This is a genomic window from Pseudomonas sp. P4_C3 (assembly GCF_056402075.1).
In genome coordinates this window covers 1-18,270 of record NZ_JBFUIC010000032.1, presented here as the reverse complement: position 1 = coordinate 18,270, position 18,270 = coordinate 1, and the positions used below count along the sequence as shown (strand labels likewise).

General features: G+C 60.2%; 20 protein-coding genes. 11 read left to right on the top strand and 9 right to left on the bottom strand.

Going from position 1 to position 18,270, the window contains the following annotated elements; genetic code table 11:
• Nucleotides 1–39 precede the first annotated feature (39 nt).
• Entirely contained in the window at nt 40–1,569 is a 1,530-nt protein-coding gene (locus AC1DVH_RS08745) for a SulP family inorganic anion transporter (RefSeq protein ID WP_477753441.1), read from the top strand.
• Between the two features lie 120 nt (nt 1,570–1,689).
• On the opposite strand, the gene AC1DVH_RS08740 is transcribed toward AC1DVH_RS08745, so the two are convergent.
• Nucleotides 1,690–2,340 (bottom strand): hypothetical protein, encoded by a 651-nt coding sequence (locus AC1DVH_RS08740; protein ID WP_477753440.1) that lies wholly within the window; start codon nt 2,338–2,340, stop codon nt 1,690–1,692.
• 370 nt (nt 2,341–2,710) lie between these two features.
• Between AC1DVH_RS08740 and coxB the strand changes: the two genes are divergently transcribed.
• The 4 genes from coxB to AC1DVH_RS08720 all read left to right on the top strand — a co-directional run bounded on the left by coxB (nt 2,711) and on the right by AC1DVH_RS08720 (nt 7,122).
• Nucleotides 2,711–3,838 (top strand): cytochrome c oxidase subunit II, encoded by a 1,128-nt coding sequence (gene coxB / locus AC1DVH_RS08735; RefSeq protein ID WP_477753439.1) that lies wholly within the window; start codon nt 2,711–2,713, stop codon nt 3,836–3,838.
• An 82-nt stretch (nt 3,839–3,920) separates the two neighbouring features.
• A complete protein-coding gene (gene ctaD / locus AC1DVH_RS08730) occupies nt 3,921–5,519 on the top strand; it encodes a cytochrome c oxidase subunit I (RefSeq protein ID WP_477753438.1) in 1,599 nt (532 codons plus the stop codon).
• A gap of 138 nt (nt 5,520–5,657) precedes the next feature.
• Nucleotides 5,658–6,209: a cytochrome c oxidase assembly protein gene (locus tag AC1DVH_RS08725; protein WP_477753437.1), complete on the top strand. Its 552-nt coding sequence runs from the start codon at nt 5,658–5,660 to the stop codon at nt 6,207–6,209.
• Between the two features lie 25 nt (nt 6,210–6,234).
• On the top strand, nt 6,235–7,122 hold the full coding sequence (locus AC1DVH_RS08720; RefSeq protein WP_477753436.1) for a cytochrome c oxidase subunit 3: 888 nt from the start codon (nt 6,235–6,237) through the stop codon (nt 7,120–7,122).
• Between the two features lie 91 nt (nt 7,123–7,213).
• Here AC1DVH_RS08720 and AC1DVH_RS08715 read toward each other — a convergent pair whose 3' ends face one another.
• Nucleotides 7,214–7,417, bottom strand: a complete 204-nt coding sequence (locus tag AC1DVH_RS08715; protein WP_223455081.1) for a twin transmembrane helix small protein — start codon at nt 7,415–7,417, stop codon at nt 7,214–7,216.
• A 72-nt stretch (nt 7,418–7,489) separates the two neighbouring features.
• On the opposite strand from AC1DVH_RS08715, the gene AC1DVH_RS08710 reads away from it, so the two are divergent.
• The 5 genes from AC1DVH_RS08710 to AC1DVH_RS08690 are packed head-to-tail and all read left to right on the top strand — an operon-like array spanning nt 7,490 to nt 11,392.
• Nucleotides 7,490–8,230 (top strand): SURF1 family protein, encoded by a 741-nt coding sequence (locus AC1DVH_RS08710; RefSeq protein WP_477753456.1) that lies wholly within the window; start codon nt 7,490–7,492, stop codon nt 8,228–8,230.
• Nucleotides 8,196–8,789 (top strand): hypothetical protein, encoded by a 594-nt coding sequence (locus AC1DVH_RS08705; protein WP_477753435.1) that lies wholly within the window; start codon nt 8,196–8,198, stop codon nt 8,787–8,789. The genes AC1DVH_RS08710 and AC1DVH_RS08705 overlap by 35 nt, the downstream gene beginning before the upstream one ends.
• A 10-nt stretch (nt 8,790–8,799) precedes the next feature.
• On the top strand, nt 8,800–9,873 hold the full coding sequence (locus AC1DVH_RS08700) for a COX15/CtaA family protein (RefSeq protein ID WP_477753434.1): 1,074 nt from the start codon (nt 8,800–8,802) through the stop codon (nt 9,871–9,873).
• Complete coding sequence (gene cyoE, locus AC1DVH_RS08695) at nt 9,861–10,760, top strand: heme o synthase (protein ID WP_477753433.1); 900 nt, start codon at nt 9,861–9,863, stop codon at nt 10,758–10,760. Before AC1DVH_RS08700 ends, cyoE begins: the two co-directional genes overlap by 13 nt.
• Nucleotides 10,757–11,392, top strand: a complete 636-nt coding sequence (locus AC1DVH_RS08690) for an SCO family protein (RefSeq protein ID WP_477753432.1) — start codon at nt 10,757–10,759, stop codon at nt 11,390–11,392. Before cyoE ends, AC1DVH_RS08690 begins: the two co-directional genes overlap by 4 nt.
• 174 nt (nt 11,393–11,566) lie before the next feature.
• Here the strand turns inward: AC1DVH_RS08690 and AC1DVH_RS08685 are convergent, their stop codons facing one another.
• From AC1DVH_RS08685 to zur, 7 genes are all read right to left on the bottom strand, one after another.
• Entirely contained in the window at nt 11,567–12,340 is a 774-nt protein-coding gene (locus AC1DVH_RS08685) for a MetQ/NlpA family ABC transporter substrate-binding protein (protein ID WP_477753431.1), read from the bottom strand.
• Nucleotides 12,341–12,414: 74 nt separating this feature from the next.
• Nucleotides 12,415–13,089 carry a methionine ABC transporter permease gene (locus AC1DVH_RS08680; protein WP_477753430.1) on the bottom strand — a complete coding sequence of 225 codons (675 nt, stop codon included), beginning with the start codon at nt 13,087–13,089 and terminating at the stop codon, nt 12,415–12,417.
• Complete coding sequence (locus AC1DVH_RS08675; RefSeq protein ID WP_477753429.1) at nt 13,089–14,096, bottom strand: methionine ABC transporter ATP-binding protein; 1,008 nt, start codon at nt 14,094–14,096, stop codon at nt 13,089–13,091. Before AC1DVH_RS08675 ends, AC1DVH_RS08680 begins: the two co-directional genes overlap by 1 nt.
• A gap of 278 nt (nt 14,097–14,374) precedes the next feature.
• Nucleotides 14,375–15,091, bottom strand: a complete 717-nt coding sequence (locus AC1DVH_RS08670; RefSeq protein WP_477753428.1) for a PA5502 family lipoprotein — start codon at nt 15,089–15,091, stop codon at nt 14,375–14,377.
• 37 nt (nt 15,092–15,128) lie between these two features.
• On the bottom strand, nt 15,129–15,917 hold the full coding sequence (znuB, locus tag AC1DVH_RS08665; RefSeq protein WP_477753427.1) for a zinc ABC transporter permease subunit ZnuB: 789 nt from the start codon (nt 15,915–15,917) through the stop codon (nt 15,129–15,131).
• Nucleotides 15,910–16,695: a zinc ABC transporter ATP-binding protein ZnuC gene (gene znuC, locus AC1DVH_RS08660; protein ID WP_116262474.1), complete on the bottom strand. Its 786-nt coding sequence runs from the start codon at nt 16,693–16,695 to the stop codon at nt 15,910–15,912. The genes znuB and znuC overlap by 8 nt, the downstream gene beginning before the upstream one ends.
• Nucleotides 16,695–17,177 (bottom strand): zinc uptake transcriptional repressor Zur, encoded by a 483-nt coding sequence (gene zur, locus AC1DVH_RS08655; RefSeq protein ID WP_477753426.1) that lies wholly within the window; start codon nt 17,175–17,177, stop codon nt 16,695–16,697. Before zur ends, znuC begins: the two co-directional genes overlap by 1 nt.
• A gap of 66 nt (nt 17,178–17,243) precedes the next feature.
• Here zur and znuA point away from each other — a divergent pair, with 66 nt between their 5' ends.
• Nucleotides 17,244–18,164, top strand: coding sequence for a zinc ABC transporter substrate-binding protein ZnuA (znuA, locus tag AC1DVH_RS08650; RefSeq protein ID WP_477753425.1), 921 nt, complete (start codon nt 17,244–17,246; stop codon nt 18,162–18,164).
• Nucleotides 18,165–18,270: the final 106 nt, after the last annotated feature.

The following is an 18,270-nucleotide window of genomic DNA, read 5'->3' as shown; positions in this document are numbered from 1 at the left end:
GGCTTTGCCATGCCTGAAGAAAACTTCGGGAGATTCACCATGCGTGCTGCTCGACTCAAAGCTGTTCTGCCACGGGAGCTGCTGGCTTCGGTGGTTGTTTTTCTGGTCGCCCTGCCCCTGTGCATGGGCATCGCGATTGCCTCGGGGCTGCCGCCGGCCAAGGGTCTGATCACCGGCATCATCGGTGGTCTGGTGGTCGGCTGGTTGGCCGGTTCGCCACTGCAAGTCAGCGGCCCGGCGGCGGGCCTGGCCGTTCTGGTATTCGAGTTGGTCCGCCAGCATGGCATCGCCATGCTCGGGCCGATTCTGTTGCTGGCGGGTTTGCTGCAACTGGTTGCTGGCCGATTGAAGCTGGGCTGCTGGTTTCGGGTGACGGCGCCTGCGGTGGTGTACGGCATGCTGGCCGGGATTGGCGTGTTGATCGTGCTGTCTCAGGTGCATGTAATGCTTGATGCCGTGCCCAAGCCCTCGGGCCTGGATAACCTGGCAGCTTTCCCGGCAGCGCTAGCTCAGGCGTTGCCCACGTTTGGCTGGCAAGCCGGTTTACTCGGTTTGTCGACGATCGCCGTCATGTGGCTGTGGGAGAAATTCCGTCCGCAATCCCTGCGCTTCATTCCCGGCGCGCTACTCGGCGTCGGTCTGGCCACGCTTGCCAGCCTGGTGTTGGCATTGCAGGTCAAACGGGTTGAGGTGCCGGCCAACCTGACGGAGGCCATCGACTGGCTGAAGCCAGCGGATCTGCTCAACCTGGCTGATCCGACCTTGCTGATCGCGGCGTTTGCCGTGGCATTCATCGCCAGCGCCGAAACCTTGCTCTCAGCCGCCGCGGTTGATCGCATGCACAGTGGTCAGCGCTCGGACTTCGACCGGGAATTGTCGGCGCAAGGTGTCGGCAACATGCTGTGTGGCCTGCTAGGGGCGTTGCCGATGACCGGCGTTATCGTGCGCAGCTCGGCGAACGTTCAGGCCGGAGCAACCACGCGGTTTTCGACCATTTTCCACGGCCTGTGGTTGTTGGCGTTCGTGCTGTTGCTGTCCAGCGTGCTGCAAAGCATTCCGGTGGCGAGCCTGGCGGGCGTGCTGGTGTACACCGGTTTCAAACTGGTGGATCTCAAGGTCTTCCGTGGTTTGGGCCGATATGGTCGGGCGCCGATGTTCACTTACGCGGCAACCGCGCTCGCCATCGTTTTCACGGACCTGCTGACTGGCGTGTTGATTGGCTTCGGTCTGACGCTGGTGAAGCTGGCGCTTAAAGCCTCGCGCTTGAAAATCAGCCTGATCGACCTGCCTCAGGAAGGGCAAATGGAATTGCGCCTGGTGGGCGCGGCGACCTTCCTCAAAGTGCCGGCGCTGACCCAGGTGCTGGGCAGCATTGCGCCGGGCACAACAGTGCATGTGCCACTCAACAATTTGAGCTACATCGATCACTCGTGTCTGGAACTGCTGGAGGAATGGGGGCGGGCGAATGCGGCCAAGGGTTCGAAGCTGTTGATTGAATCGCGGGGGTTGAAGCGCAGGCTCGAGGGGCGGGTGCGGACGAATACCGGCGTCGGTTCGACAGTGGTTTAACGACAGTCCTTTGTGGGAGCGAGCCTGCTTGCGATGAACGATAACGCGGTCTGCCTGACAAACCGCGTCGACTGAATCGCGAGCAGGCTCGCTCCTACAGGTACTGTGTTGAGCTCTGGATCAAGCTGCCGGCTGATCCAGTTCCAGGCCCACACCCAAACGGCGGGACATGCACGGCCAGCGTTTCCACGCGGCGCCGGTGTCCGGGCTGTTGAGCTTTTCACGGTAGGCTTCCACCGACTCCAGCGCGAAGCTTTCGTCATTGAGCATCTCGTCGATGGCGTGATGCACTACTTCGTCCAGTTGGTTGGCAAACTCCTCACCGATCAATTGGTGAGCAATCAGGTTGGCGACAGTCATGTCCAAGGGGATCAGTGGCTGGCCGAAATGCTTGATGTACAGGTCGTTCACCTCTTCGACAAACCGGTGCGCCAGATAGGCTTCATCCAGCAGGCTGTCGAGCCCGACGTGGCCGTCCATGATGGCTGGCGGCTGGAGGAAGTACTGCTCGGCGATTTCCAGCACCGGTTTGATCTGTGACTCAATGCCCGCTTCCCTGGCGACTTCATTGGCTGCATCCAGCAGATCAGGCACTTCTTCGATGTAGGCGGCGACAAATCGCGTCAGTACGCCGTTGGTATCGGTCTCCGGCAACTGGATCGCCGGGTGTAGATGAGGCAGTTTACTTTCCAGCTGACGCGTCAGCAGGCCGGTCTCGGCTTCATGTTGTTGGGCTTTTTGGATCTGCTCGCGCAATGCGGCGGTGTTCATGAAAACTCCAGGAAACAAGGCAATGAAATAGGGAAGACATAACTTAGCTGGCTTATGAAAAATGCTAAGACGCATTTGTCATAATTATTTCATCCTTGAGACGGCCCCGTTATATCGATTAGCCACCACTCGTCTGCATCCTTCTCCATTCGTGCCTTGCAAAGCAAGTTAATGCTGTCTCAGATGATTTACGCCTTCGCATTGCGAGGTCAGAGGTGCTGTCTATACTCGGGTTGGAATGGAGCTAGCTGATGACGCCCGACTGCATGTGCAGCAAGGCCCGGCGATTCAAGTTCGTAGTCTGATGCAGCCGCTCCCTTGCCGCAGGTGAAAGCCGGCGGGATAACAAGAACGATAAGGGGAACCCGCAATGATGCGACATCCACATGTCTGGATGGGCCTCCTGTTGTGGTCGATTTTCAGTCAGGCGCAAGCGGCCTGGACTGTGAATATGGCGCCTGGAGCGACTGAAATCAGTCACGCAGTATTCGACCTGCACATGACCATTTTCTGGATCTGTGTGGTGATCGGCATCATCGTTTTTGGTGCCATGTTCTGGTCGATGATTCTCCACCGCCGCTCGACCGGGCAGGTGGCCGCCAAATTTCATGAAAGCACCACCGTCGAAATCCTCTGGACCATCGTGCCCTTCCTGATCCTGGTGGCCATGGCGGTTCCCGCTACCGCAACCCTGATCAAGATGTACGACGCCAGCGAGCCGGAGATCGATATACAGATCACCGGCTACCAGTGGAAGTGGCATTACAAATACCTGGGCCAGGACGTCGAGTTCTTCAGCAACCTGACCACCCCCCAGGATCAAATCCACAACAAGGAAACCAAGAGCGAGCACTACCTGCTTGAAGTCGACAAGCCATTGGTGCTGCCGGTCGGCACCAAGGTGCGCTTCCTGGTGACCTCCGCCGACGTGATCCACTCCTGGTGGGTGCCGGCTTTCGCGGTCAAGCGCGATGCGATTCCCGGGTTCGTCAATGAGGCCTGGACCCGCATCGACAAGCCCGGCATCTACCGTGGCCAGTGCGCCGAGTTGTGCGGCAAGGATCACGGCTTCATGCCGACGGTGGTCGAGGTCAAGGAAAAGGCCGATTACGAAAAATGGCTGGCCGATCGCAAGGTCGAGGCCGCGCAGCTCAAAGAGCTGACCAGCAAGGAATGGACGCTCGATGAACTCAAGGATCGCGGCGACAAGGTCTATCACACCACCTGCGTGGCCTGTCACCAGGCCGAAGGCCAGGGCCTGCCGCCGATGTTCCCGGCGCTCAAGGGCTCGAAAATCGCCACCGGGCCAAAAGAGGCTCACCTGAGCCTGGTCTTCCACGGCAAGCCCGGCACCGCCATGGCGGCGTTCGGCAAGCAACTCTCGGAAGTCGATATCGCGGCAGTCGTGACCTATGAACGTAATGCCTGGGGCAACAACAAGGGCGACATGGTCACGCCTAAAGAAGTACTGGAGCTGAAACAGGCGGAAAGCAAATGACCCGGTCTATTGCGCACGTACGGAACCGGTCGGGGCTATGCACCCCGGCCTGCCCAGCCCATCTGTTTGCAGGAGACAGGACATGACTGCTGTAATCGATGAACATGTTCATACCGCCACCGCCACCGACCACGCCCAYGGCCCAGCCAARGGCYTGATGCGCTGGGTRCTGACCACCAACCACAAGGACATYGGCACSCTGTACCTGTGGTTTGCATTCTCCATGTTCCTGCTTGGCGGCTCGTTCGCCATGGTGATCCGTGCCGAGCTGTTCCAGCCGGGACTGCAAATCGTCCAGCCGGAGTTCTTCAACCAGATGACCACCATGCACGGTCTGGTGATGGTCTTCGGTGCAGTGATGCCGGCTTTCGTCGGCCTCGCCAACTGGATGATCCCGCTGATGATCGGCGCGCCGGACATGGCCCTGCCGCGGATGAACAACTTCAGCTTCTGGCTGTTGCCGGCAGCGTTCCTGCTGCTGGTATCGACCCTGTTCACCGCCGGCGGCGGGCCGAACTTCGGTTGGACCTTCTATGCACCGCTGTCGACGACCTACGCGCCGGAAAGCGTGACCTTCTTCATTTTCGCCATTCACTTGATGGGGATCAGTTCGATCATGGGGGCGATCAACGTGATCGCGACCATCCTAAACCTGCGCGCCCCCGGCATGACGTTGATGAAAATGCCGCTGTTCGTCTGGACCTGGCTGATCACCGCGTTCCTGTTGATTGCGGTGATGCCGGTACTGGCGGGCTGCGTGACCATGATGCTGATGGACATCCATTTCGGCACCAGCTTCTTCAGCGCCGCCGGTGGCGGTGACCCGGTGCTGTTCCAGCATGTGTTCTGGTTTTTCGGTCACCCCGAGGTGTACATCATGATCCTGCCGGCCTTCGGTGCCGTCAGCTCGATCATTCCGGCTTTTTCGCGCAAGCCATTGTTCGGCTACACCTCGATGGTCTACGCCACGGCGAGTATCGCGTTCCTGTCGTTCATCGTCTGGGCGCACCACATGTTCGTGGTCGGCATTCCGCTGGTGGGCGAGCTGTTCTTCATGTACGCCACACTGCTGATTGCGGTGCCAACGGGCGTGAAGGTGTTCAACTGGGCCAGCACCATGTGGCAAGGCTCGCTGACGTTCGAGACGCCGATGCTGTTTGCCGTGGCGTTCGTGATCCTGTTCTCCATCGGCGGGTTCTCCGGGTTGATGCTGGCCATCGCCCCGGCGGACTTCCAGTACCAGGACACCTACTTCGTGGTTGCGCACTTCCACTACGTACTGGTGCCGGGGGCGATCTTCGGGATCTTCGCCTCGGCCTACTACTGGATGCCGAAATGGACCGGCCACATGTACGACGAAACCCTCGGCAAGCTGCATTTCTGGCTGTCGTTCATTGGCATGAACATGGCCTTCTTCCCGATGCACTTCGTGGGGCTGGCGGGGATGCCGCGACGGATTCCGGACTACAACCTGCAATTCGCCGACTTCAACATGGTGTCGTCGATCGGTGCATTCATGTTCGGCGCCACGCAGATCTTCTTCCTGTTCATCGTGATCAAGACCATTCGCGGCGGTCCGCCAGCACCGGCCAAACCGTGGGACGGGGCTGAAGGCCTGGAGTGGAGCATCCCGTCACCGGCGCCGTATCACACCTTCACCACGCCGCCGGAAGTGAAATGAATACCTTGGCCCCTGTAGGAGCGAGCTCGCTCGCGATGAATGTGAAAGCGACGCGTTTTTCCAGACAGCATGCGTTTTCGTTTACGCCCATCGCGAGCRAGCTCGCTCCTACAAGGGGCACGGTGGAGGCTGGAAACCATGGCTGACTCGATTTCGTTGAGGAAACTGGTCACGCGCCTGCTGACCGTGGTGATTGCGATGTTTGTGTTCGGGTTTGCACTGGTGCCGATCTACGACGTGATGTGCAAGGCCTTTGGCATTAATGGCAAGACCGGCGGGCAGTACGAGGGTGAGCAGACGGTCGACACCTCGCGGCAGGTGCGTGTGCAGTTTCTGTCGACCAACACTGCCGATATGCCCTGGGACTTCTATCCCAAGCACGATGAACTGACAGCCAACCCCGGGGCGGTGAACGAAATGATCTTCATCGCCCACAACCCCACCGATAAGCCGATGAGTGCCCAGGCCGTGCCGAGCATTGCGCCGAGCACCGCGGCAGCGTACTTCCACAAGACCGAATGTTTCTGCTTTACCCAGCAAGTGCTGCAGCCCGGTCAACGGATCGAGATGCCGGTGCGTTTCATCGTTGACCGTGACATGCCCAAGGATGTGAAGCACCTGACGCTGTCTTACACGCTGTTCGATATCACCGCCCGACATCCACCGGTAGCTGTAAACACTGGCGGCTGAGCGTGCCCGATAAGGAGAACAATAAATGGCAACTCATGAACATTATTACGTTCCCGCCCAGAGCAAATGGCCGATCATCGCCACGCTCGGCATGGTCACCACCGTGTACGGCCTGGCCACCTGGTTCAACGATCTGAAAGCGGCGCGCCCGGAATCCCACGGGCCACTGATCTTTTTCGTCGGCGGGTTGCTGCTGGCCTACATGCTGTTCGGCTGGTTCGGCACGGTCATCAAAGAAAGCCGCGGCGGCTTGTACAGCGCGCAGATGGATCGCTCATTCCGTTGGGGCATGAGCTGGTTCATTTTCTCGGAGGTGATGTTCTTCATCGCCTTTTTCGGCGCGCTGTTTTATGTGCGTCACATCTCCGGGCCGGCGCTCGGCGGTGAAGGCGCCAAAGGCATCGCGCATATGCTGTGGCCGAACTTCGAGTTCGTCTGGCCGTTGCTGAACAACCCCGACTCGAAATTGTTTCCGCCGCCCAAGGAAGTCATCAGCCCCTGGGGCCTGCCACTGCTCAACACCGTGTTGCTGGTGAGCTCCAGCGTGACCGTGACCATCGCCCACCATGCCTTGAAAAAGGGCCATCGCGGCGCACTGAAGCTATGGTTGGCGTTCACCGTGTTGCTGGGCTGTGGGTTCCTCACGTTCCAGGCCGAAGAGTACATGCACGCCTACCGCGAGCTGGGCCTGACCCTGGGCTCGGGCATCTACGGTGCGACATTCTTCATGCTCACCGGGTTCCACGGCGCCCACGTGACCATTGGCACCATCATCCTGTTCGTGATGCTGATGCGGATCATGCGCGGGCACTTCGACAGCGAGCACCAGTTCGGCTTCGAAGCGGCGAGCTGGTACTGGCACTTCGTGGATGTGGTGTGGATCGGGCTGTTCGTTTTCGTCTATGTGCTCTAAAGCAGCTTGTAGGAGCGAGCTTGCTCGCGAAGGTGTRTCAGACACTTTGATTTCGACTGATACACCTTCGCGAGCAAGCTCGCTCCTACAGCTACCAGGGGACATGGGAGACCAGTTGGCCGCTGAAAAACCCCCAGGCGATCAGACCGAGGGTAAGGGCGGCCAGCGTCACTCGCACACTCAAGGCAATGACGAGGCGGTTTGAGCGGCTGTCGTCCTTGACCAGAAAAAACAGGCCGCTGAACAGGCTGACAACCGTGGCAATCAGCATCAGGACGATGGCTGCTTTGAGCATGGTGAGACTCCGGGGGGACAAGCGATGCATTTGAGTATAGCTATCGCGATGACCAGACTTTCTGGCTATGCCATGAAGTGCTTTCGGCCGGGTATCGTGCCAACGCTTGTGGTGGCGCTGTTGCTGCCGCTGCTGGTGTCCCTGGGGTTCTGGCAGTTGAGCCGGGGCGCGGAGAAAAGCGCGCTGCTGCAAACCTACGCCGAGCGCCGTGTCGCCGAGCCGATGGCCAGCACCGAACTGCAACACACTACAGACCCGGCCTTCCGCCGGGTTCGCCTGCACGGCCAGTTCGATGTCGAACACAGCCTGCTGCTGGACAACAGTCAACGCAACGGCAGGGTTGGTGTCGAGCTGTTGCAACCGTTTCACGATCAGGCCAGCGGGCTCTGGCTGCTGGTCAATCGCGGCTGGCTGCCGTGGCCGGAGCGCCGCACGCCACCCCAATTCAAGACACCCACCGAAGCGGTCAGCCTCGACGCGTGGGTCTACGTCTCCCCCGGTGCGACGTTCCAATTGCACGCAGATCCCACAACGTCGACATGGCCGAAGCTGATTACGGCTGTTGAGCCAAACAAACTCTGGACAGTACTGAACCGCGAAGGCTTTGCCTTTGAGCTACGCGCCGAAACCGGCCCCGCCACCTATCAGGCCGACTGGCCGGTGGTAGCCATGGGCCCGGAAAAACACATCGCTTATGCCGTGCAGTGGTTCGCCATGGCGATCGCCCTGTTCGGTCTTTATCTCTATCTCGGCTGGCACAATGCAAAGGAGAAACACCATGGGAGCGGCCATGAATCCACCCAGCATGTCTGAGGCGAAACCTTCGGTGAACCGGCGCAAGGGCCGCATGCAACTGCTGTTGATTTTGCTCGGGGTGATCGGTCCTATGATCCTCGCCACCGGCATGTACAAGCTGAATTTCTGGGTGCCCGAGGGCCGCAGTTATCACGGCGAACTGATCGGCAACGGCCAGACCCGCGCCGATATCGGCGTGCAGGCCCAGGAAGATCGCTGGCAGATGCTGGTGACGGCGCCCAAGGATTGCGCGGTGGACTGCCAGCAACTGGTGTATCTGGCGCGGCAGATCCAGATCGGCCTCGGCCGCGATGCGTCCCGCGCCAGCCATGCATTGGCCGCCACGCAGACGCTGAACAGCGATTACGAGACTAAACTTCAACGCGAGTACCCGCAGTTGCAACGCTATTCACTGGACTTGCCTGCCTATACAAAAGGCGCTCAGAGCAGTGATGCGCCGAACCTGTGGATCATCGACCCCCACGGCAATCTGGTGCTGCGCTACGACCCGTCGGTGAAGGGCAAGGACCTGCTCAACGACCTGCGTCACCTGCTGAAACTGTCGAATATCGGATAAGGGCATCGTCATGGCCAAACCTGGATTTCGCCTCGCGTTGTTTGCCACCTTGCTGGCACTGATTGTGGTGTTGCTCGGCGCCTACACCCGCCTGACCCACGCCGGCCTCGGCTGCCCGGACTGGCCCGGCTGCTACGGCTTCATCAGCGTGCCGAAAAGCGAAGCCCAGCTGGCCCATGCCGAATTGCATTTTCCGGACACTCCAGTCGAGGCCCACAAGGGCTGGAACGAGATGATCCACCGCTACTTCGCCGGCACGCTGGGGATATTGATCACGGTGTTGGCCGGTCGTGCGTGGTTGCATCGCCGCCATCCGGGGCAACCGGTGAAGTTGCCGTTGTTTCTGTTGGCGGTGGTTTTTGGCCAGGCCGCGTTCGGCATGTGGACGGTAACGCTCAAACTTTGGCCGCAGGTGGTCACCGGGCATTTGCTTGGCGGTTTCGCGACCTTGAGCCTGTTGTTTCTGTTGACCTTGCGCCTGTCCGGCGTATTGCCGGCGCTGACCGTGCCGCGACGTCTGCAGCACTGGGCGACTGCCGGACTGCTGCTGGTGATCGGGCAAATCGCCCTCGGTGGTTGGGTCAGTTCCAATTACGCCGCCGTGGCCTGTATCGACTTTCCTACTTGCCACGGCCAATGGCTGCCACCTGCCGACTTCGCCAATGGCTTTCACCTGACCCAACACATCGGTCCGAACTATCTCGGCGGGCAACTGGACAGCGATGCCCGTACGGCCATTCACCTGACCCATCGCATCGGTGCATTGCTGGTCACCCTGGTGTTGCTCGGTCTGGCCTGGCAATTGAAGGTTGTCGGCATGACGCGCCTGGCAGGTCTGGTGCTGATTGCCCTTGGTGCACAAATCACACTGGGCATCAGCAACGTGCTGTTCCATCTGCCGCTGCCAGTGGCCGTCGCGCATAACGCGGGCGGCGCGGCGCTGTTGCTAACCATGGTGCTGGTCAATTACCACGCCAGAACCAGTCTGGTCCGGGTCAAACAGCCAATGCGCTGGCACTTCAGCCCACGTAAACACTCAGCCGGGCCCATAACAATAAAAGGAGAGATGCCATGGCGATTCTGATCGGCGAACGTCCCAGTCAGGCGATCTGGCGTGACTACCTGGAGCTGACCAAACCCAAAGTCGTGGTGCTGATGCTCATCACTTCACTGGTGGGGATGTTCCTCGCGACCCGTGCCGGCGTGCCGTGGACGGTGCTGATTTTCGGCAACCTGGGCATCGCTTTGTGTGCCGGTGGCGCGGCGGCGGTCAATCATGTGGTGGACCGGCGCATCGATGCGATCATGGCGCGCACCCACAAACGGCCGCTCGCCGAAGGCCGGGTTTCGCCGGCCGCCGCGCTGACGTTCGCGCTGGTATTGGCGCTCCTCGGACAAGCCCTGCTGCTGGCGTTTACCAACCCGCTGACTGCGTGGCTGACCCTCGCCTCGTTGCTCGGCTACGCGGTGATCTACACCGGATTCCTCAAGCGCGCGACCCCGCAGAACATCGTCATCGGTGGTCTGGCCGGCGCCGCCCCGCCGTTGCTCGGCTGGACCGCCGCCACCGGCCACGTCAGCGCCGAACCGCTGCTGCTGGTGCTGATCATCTTCGCCTGGACCCCGCCGCACTTCTGGGCACTGGCGATCCATCGCAAGGAGGAATACGCCAAGGCCGACATCCCGATGCTGCCGGTCACCCATGGCGTGCACTACACCAAGATTCATATCCTGCTGTATACCTTCGCGTTGCTCGCTGTCAGCCTGATGCCTTACGTGATCCACATGAGCGGTATTCTGTACCTGGCGTGTGCGCTCGGGCTGGGTGCGCGATTTCTGCAATGGGCCGTGGTGTTGTACCGTGGCACTCGGCCGCACGCGGCGATCAACACGTTCAAGTACTCTATTTACTACTTGTTCTTGCTGTTTATCGCCCTGCTCGTAGACCACTACTTACTGTTGAACCTATGACTCGAACCCAGAAAACCGTCTTCATTCTCGTTGCCCTGGTCGCACTGATCCTGGGCCTGACCGTCAACAAGGTGCTATCCGGGAAGAATCAGGGCGATCCTACAGCGCTGATCGACGCCGGCATCATTTTGCTGCCGCAGAGCCGTAATCTGCCGGACGTGACGATGACCAATCAGGACGGCCAGCCGGTCGCGATCAATGAATTGAAAGGCAAGTGGAGCCTGCTGTTCTTCGGCTACACCTTCTGCCCGGACATCTGCCCGACCACCCTCGCCCAGCTGCGACAGATCAAGAGCGAGTTGCCGCCAGAAGCGGTGGATAAACTGCAAATCGTGCTGGTCAGCATCGACCCCAATCGCGATACGCCCAAGCAGCTCAAGCAGTACCTGGGTTACTTTGACCCACAGTTCATCGGCCTGACCCCAGTGTCGACCGAAGAGCTGCAAAAGATCGCCAACGCGGTGAGCATTCCGTTCATTCCGGCGGACACCAGCAAGCCGAACTACACCGTTGACCACAGCGGCAACCTCGCGGTGATCGGGCCGGACGGCACCCAGCGCGGGTTTATTCGGGCGCCGTTGAACAATGCGAAGCTGGTGGCGCAGTTGCCGGTGATGCTCAAACGCAACTGAAAACACCACCAAACCCTGTGGGAGCGAGCTTGCTCGCGATGGCGGACTGACATTCAACATCTATGTTGGATGTGACGGCCCCATCGCGAGCAAGCTCGCTCCCACAGGAGGGCTGTGTTTCGGCACAAAAAAGGGGCGCATTCGATGCGCCCCCTTTTCGTTGCAAGCAGTCGGTCAGAACGCCGGCACCACCGCGCCTTTGTACTTCTCGAGAATGAAAGCCTTCACTTCCGGGCTGTGCAGGGCAGCCACCAGTTTCTTCATCGCTTCGCTGTCCTTGTCGTCCGGACGAGCCACCAGAATGTTCACGTAAGGCGAGTCGCTGCCTTCGATGAACAGCGCGTCCTTGGACGGATCGAGCTTGGCTTCCAGCGCGTAGTTGGTGTTGATCAGCGCCAGGTCGACCTGGGTCAGCACGCGCGGGATAGTCGCGGCTTCCAGTTCGCGGATTTTCAGGTCCTTGGTGTTCTCGGTGATGTCCTTGACGGTCGACAGGATGTTGTTCGAATCCTTCAACTTGATCAGGCCGGCCTTGGCCATCAGCAACAGCGCACGGCCGCCGTTGGTCGCATCGTTCGGGATCACCACGTTGGCGCCGCCAGGCAGTTCAGCAATGGTCKTGTACTTGCTGGAGTAAGCACCCAGAGGCTCCAGGTGCACGCCCGCCACCGACACCAGGTGGGTGCCCTTGGCCTTGTTGAACTCATCCAGGTACGGCTGGTGCTGGAAGAAGTTGGCGTCCAGGCGCTTTTCCGCGACCTGCACGTTCGGCTGGATGTAGTCGGTGAATACCTTGACCTTCAGGTCCACGCCCTCTTTGGCCAGGGCCGGCTTCACGAATTCGAGGATCTCGGCGTGCGGAACCGGAGTAGCCGCGACGGTCAGGGTGTCGGCCGCGTGGGCCGAGAATGCGGCAACAGCAGCGAAGGCGACGAGTAGTTTTTTCATTCAGCTAACTCCTTGTGGGTGCCCGCTTGCGGCGCCGGTTTCCGGCGCCTGCCAGCGAATGGCCGGCTCATGTCTTATTTACGGGAGAAATGCACAACCAGTTTGTCGCCGACGGTTTGCAGCACCTGGACCAGTACCAGCAGCAACACCACCGTCACGACCATCACATCGGTCTGGAAACGCTGGTATCCGAAGCGAATCGCCAGGTCACCCAGACCACCGGCACCCACGACACCGGCCATAGCCGTGTAGGACACCAGTGTAATTGCTGTCACCGTAATCGCCGCGAAGATGCCCGGACGAGCCTCCGGCAGCAACGCGTTGGTGATGATCTGTCGGGTGGTCGCGCCCATGGCCTGGGTCGCTTCGATGATGCCGCGATCCACTTCACGCAGGGCGGTTTCCACCAGGCGGGCGAAGAACGGCGTGGCACCCACCACCAGCGGCGGAATCGCACCGGCGACACCCAGGGACGTGCCGGTGATCAACACGGTGAACGGGATCATCACAATCAACAGGATGATGAACGGCAGCGAACGCAGGATGTTCACCACCAGCGACAACAACGCGTAGACGCCTTTGGCTTCCAGCAACTGGCGCGGGCTGCACAGGAACAGCAGCACTCCCAGGGGCAAGCCGAGCAGCACGGTGAACAGCAGCGAACCGCCGAGCATCAGCAGGGTGTCGCCGGTGGCCAGCCAGATTTCGAACCAGTCGATATTGGCGAAGAAACTTGTCAGGGCTTCCATTAGCGCAGCACCTCCATGTGGACGTCGGCTGCGGTGAAGCGGGCAAAGGCCGCTTCCATGTCACCGCCGGTCACGGCCAGGGTCAGTTGCCCGTAAGGGATGTCTTTGATGCGGTCGATACGACCGGCCAGGATGCTGTAGTCCACACCGGTTTCCCGGGCGACAGTGCCCAGCAGAGGCGCGTAGGTCGCTTCGCCCTGGAAGGTTAGGCGCAGGATGCGCCCCGGTACGTGAGCGAAGTCGTCACGCTGCTCGCTTTCGTCGATCTGCTCGTCTTCCTGCACGAAACGCTTGGTGGTCGGGTGCTTCGGATGCAGGAATACCTCGGCCACCGAGCCTTGCTCGACGATCACGCCGGCGTCCATCACGGCTACCTGGTCGCAAACCCGACGGATCACGTCCATCTCGTGGGTGATCAACACAATGGTCAGTTTCAGCTCGCGATTGATCTCGGCCAGCAACTGCAACACCGATGCGGTGGTTTGCGGGTCAAGGGCGCTGGTGGCTTCATCGCACAGCAGGATTTTTGGCTTGGTCGCCAGGGCGCGGGCAATGCCGACACGCTGCTTTTGTCCGCCGGACAATTGCGCCGGGTACTTTTTCGCGTGGTCGGACAAACCGACCCGCGCCAGCAGCTCGGCCACGCGCGAGTCGATCTCGCTGCGCGACAGCTCGCCGGCCAGGGTCAGTGGCAGCGCGACGTTGTCGGCGACAGTCTTGGAGGCCAGCAGGTTGAAGTGCTGGAAAATCATCCCGACCTGCTGACGGAAGCGGCGCAGGCCATTGGCGTCGAGCGCGGTGACTTCTTCACCGTCGACGGTGATCTTGCCGCCACTGGCGTTTTCCAGGCGATTGATCAGACGCAGCAGGGTACTTTTTCCTGCACCGGAATGACCGATCAAGCCGAAAACCTGCCCGTTCTCAATCGTCAGACTGGTCGGATGCAGAGCGGGGATTTCCTTACCGGCGATGCGGTAGGTTTTATGGACGTTTTGAAACTCGATCACGTAGCGAACCTTGTGGGGCGCGTTAGAAAAGGATCAGCGGTTAGCCGGGCGCGCATTTTAGCCTGTCCGTATAGAGGTTCTTAGCATTTATTTCGCATTTGTCCTGTCATTTGGAAATAACGCGATCAAAGGTCAGAAAAAAGGAACGGCTGAAGAGGCTCACTCCAGCGATTGGTCGGCATCGGGTTTGGGAGAGGTATGCGAAGGCCAAGGCGATTTCGGCCTGAGCATTTTTATTGCCAGAAAGGATGCCTTCGCGGGCTTGCCCGCGAAGCTTTTCAGGGTTTCCGAGGGCTAAGAACCATCTGCGCCGGAACACTGCGCAAAATCTGCCGCTCAAGCTTCAGATCAAACTCAGGATCGAGCTTCTTCACCCGTTTGGTCAGCAAGTTAGCCAGCCAAGGGTAATCATTGGTGCGTGGAGCCTGAATGCTCACGTCGCACTGAAAATTCACCACATCAGCGGCAATGGCATCCAGTTGGCGACGCAGTTTGCCCATATCGTTGATATTCAGCACGATCGTGGTGCTTTCAGCCGTCAGGTCGATAACCTTGGCTTTTGGCTTGGCTTCGGCAGCCTTGAGGGCGGCTTCGGCTTTTTCCAGCTCGGCCTTGCGCGCCTGGGCAATCGAGCCGTTGACTCCGCCGGTCAGTGCCGGAGCCTTGGGCATCAACGCGCGGGCACGGCTCAGGGCGGTCGCGGCGGCATCCACATCACCCTTTTGCAGCACGATCTGGCTGCGGCGCAGGTAGGCTTCGGCCAGTTGCCGCTGGTATTGCTCAAGGGAAGCATCGTTGGGCGATTCGGCCTGCAAGGCTGCCAATTGGTCCTCGGCGGTGGCCAGTTCATCGCTGGCGATGTTTTGCTCCAGCTGCACGATGGCCGTGGCCCGTGCATCGGCGGCCTTGGTGGCTTCCGATGGCGTGCTTTGGCAGGCGCCCAGCAGCAAAGAAAATGCGACAAGGAGCAGATAACGGGAGGCGAACGACTTCATTCCTGCGACTCTCTATTTGCGCAAAAAACGAGCAAGTCTACACCCCTCGACGGGGCAGAACAAAACTCAGCAGAAACAGTGCGGCGGCTGCCACCACAATCGATGGGCCAGCGGGGGTGTCCTTGAACCAGGACAGTGCCAGCCCGCCACACACGGCGAGTATGCCCAGCAGGCTCGCGCCCAGTGCCATCTGCTCTGGCGAGCGGGCGTGACGTTGTGCCGCAGCCGCCGGGATGATCAGCAATGAAGTGATCAGCAACACGCCGACGATTTTCATCGCCACGGCAATTACTACGGCGATCAACAGCATCAGGGCCAGGCGCAATCCAGCCACCGGCAGGCCTTCGACCCGGGCCAGTTCTTCATGCACCGTGATCGCCAGCAATGGGCGCCACAACGCAACCAGCAAGACCAGTACCGCAGCACTACCGCCAAGAATCCAGGCCAGATCGGTCGGACTGATCGCCAGCAGGTCGCCGAACAGATAGGCCATCAGGTCGATCCGCACTTCGTGCATGAAGCTTAGTACCACCAGGCCCAGAGAGAGCGTGCTGGGTGCGAGAATTCCCAAAAGTGTGTCGGATGCCAGCGGCTGGCGTTGTTGCAATGTCACCAGCAACACTGCCAACAGCAAGCAGCCGACGGTGACGGCAACGGTCGGGCTGACATCCAGCAGGAAGCCCAGGGCCACACCGAGCAATGCCGCGTGGGACAGGGTGTCGCCAAAATAGGCCATGCGCCGCCAGACCACGAAAGACCCCAGCGGGCCTGCAACGACGGCCAGGGCCAGGCCTGCAAGCAGGGCGTAGAGCAGAAAATCAGCCATGCTTGCAGCTATCTCCGTGAACATGGGGTTTACCCGACGCGGGCGCCTTGACCACCGAGCCATGCAAGTCGTGGGCGTGGTCGTGGTGGTGGTGATAAATCGCCAGGCTTTGTGCGTTTTTTCCGAACAGCTCGACGAAAGCCGGATCGCCGCTGACCTGCTCGGGATGGCCGGAACAGCAGACGTGGCGATTAAGGCAAACCACCTGGTCCGTGGTGCTCATCACCAGATGCAAATCGTGGGAGACCATCAGCACGCCGCAACCGTGACGGTCGCGCAGGCGGGTGATCAGGCTGTACAACTCAGCCTGGCCGGCCACATCGACACCCTGCACCGGCTCGTCGAGCACCAGCAGTTCCGGCTCGCGCAACAAGGCCCGGGCCAGCAACACGCGCTGCATTTCGCCACCGGAAACGCTTTGCACCGGGCTGTCGATCACCTGTTCGGCACCGACTTCCTTGAGTGCCGCCAAGGCCATCGCACGGTCCACGCCCGGCACCAGGCGCAAGAATCGCAGGACCGATAGCGGGAGGGTTGGATCGACGTGAAGTTTTTGCGGCATGTAACCGACCCGCAGTTTCGGCTTGCGCCATACGCTGCCGCTGTCCGGTTTCAACAGGCCGAGCACGGCACGCACCAGTGTGGTCTTGCCGGCGCCGTTGGGGCCGATCAGGGTAACGATCTGCCCCGGTTCGACGCTCAGCTCGATGTTGTCCAGCACCGGTTGCCCGGCGAACGTGACGGCAACCTGCTCAAGACGGATCAGCGCGTTGCTCATCAAGCCCCCTGGCAACCCGAGCAGAGACCGACCACTTCAACGGTCTGGCTTTCGACGATAAACCCGACATCCCTGGCGCTGGCGATGATCGCGTCGCTGATGGATTTTTGTTCGAGCTCGATGGCGGCGTGGCACCCACGGCAGATCAGGAACTGACCCTGGTGAGCATGTTCCGGGTGATTGCAGCCGATGAAGGCGTTGAGCGAGGAGATCCGATGGACCAGGCCGTTTTCCAGCAGGAAATCCAGCGCGCGGTACACCGTCGGCGGCGCAGCACGGCGACCGTCCTGCTCGCTGAGGACCGCGAGAATGTCGTAGGCACCCAGCGGCTTGTGGCTTTGCCACACCAGTTCCAGCACTCGCCGGCGCAACGCGGTCAGGCGCAGGCCTTGACGTGCGCACAGGGCATCGGCCTCGGACAAAGCGCTGTGAACGCAATGTGAGTGGTCGTGGGGACGGCTGGCGATCGGTGTTTTTAGCATGGGCGGCGACGAGTTTTGTGAGAGACGTTATTATGTTACCCGTTCTCGCCTCTTCGAGTGGTCATCGTGTCCCGACTTTTTTCTATCTTTGTCGCATTTACCGCAAGTTTTCTGCTGATCGGTTCGGCGCAGGCCGAGGTCAAGGTCCTTACCAGCATCAAGCCTCTGCAATTGATCGCCGCGGCGGTGCAGGACGGTGTGGCGATTCCCGAGGTCTTGCTGCCACCTGGAGCATCGCCGCATAACTATGCGTTGCGCCCTTCCGACGTGCGCAAGGTGCAATCGGTGGACCTGCTGTACTGGATCGGCCCGGACATGGAAGGTTTCCTGCCACGCGTGCTCAATGGTCGTACGCTGCCCAGCGTCGCCGTGCAAGATTTGGCAGGCATGAAACTGCGCCGCTTCGCCGAAGATAGCCACTCCCACGCCGAAGAAGTCGACGAACACGACCACGATCACCGCCCGGGCAGCCTGGATGCGCACCTGTGGCTGTCGCCGGTTAACGCCCGGGTCATCGCTACGAAAATGGCGGCCGACCTGAGTGCCACCGATCCTGACAATGCTGCGCGCTATCAGAGCAATCTGAAAGCCTTCGACGAGCGCCTTGATGCACTGGATGCGCGCCTGAAGAAACGCCTGGCCGATGTTCAGGGCAAACCTTACTTCGTGTTCCACGAAGCTTTCGACTACTTCGAGGACGCCTACGGCCTCAAGCACGTGGGTGTGTTCAGCGTCGCGGCCGAAGTGCAACCCGGTGCCCAGCATGTCGCGGCGATGCGCGCGCGATTGCAGGAAGTCGGCAAGACCTGCGTGTTCAGCGAACCGCCTCTGCGGCCGCGCCTGGCGGAAACCCTGGTGGCGGGTTTGCCGGTGAAACTGGCTGAACTGGATGCGCTGGGCGGGTATACGCCGGCGACTGCCCTAGGCTATGAGCAGGTGTTGGAGAAGCTGGGGAATGATTTGGCAGGGTGTCTGGAGTCGTTATAAACCCATAAAAAGATCGCAGCCTTCGGCAGCTCCTACCGCGGTCCGTAGGAGCTGTCGAAGGCTGCGATCTTTTGCTTTAAAGGGCGAAAGGCAACGGCGTATTGAC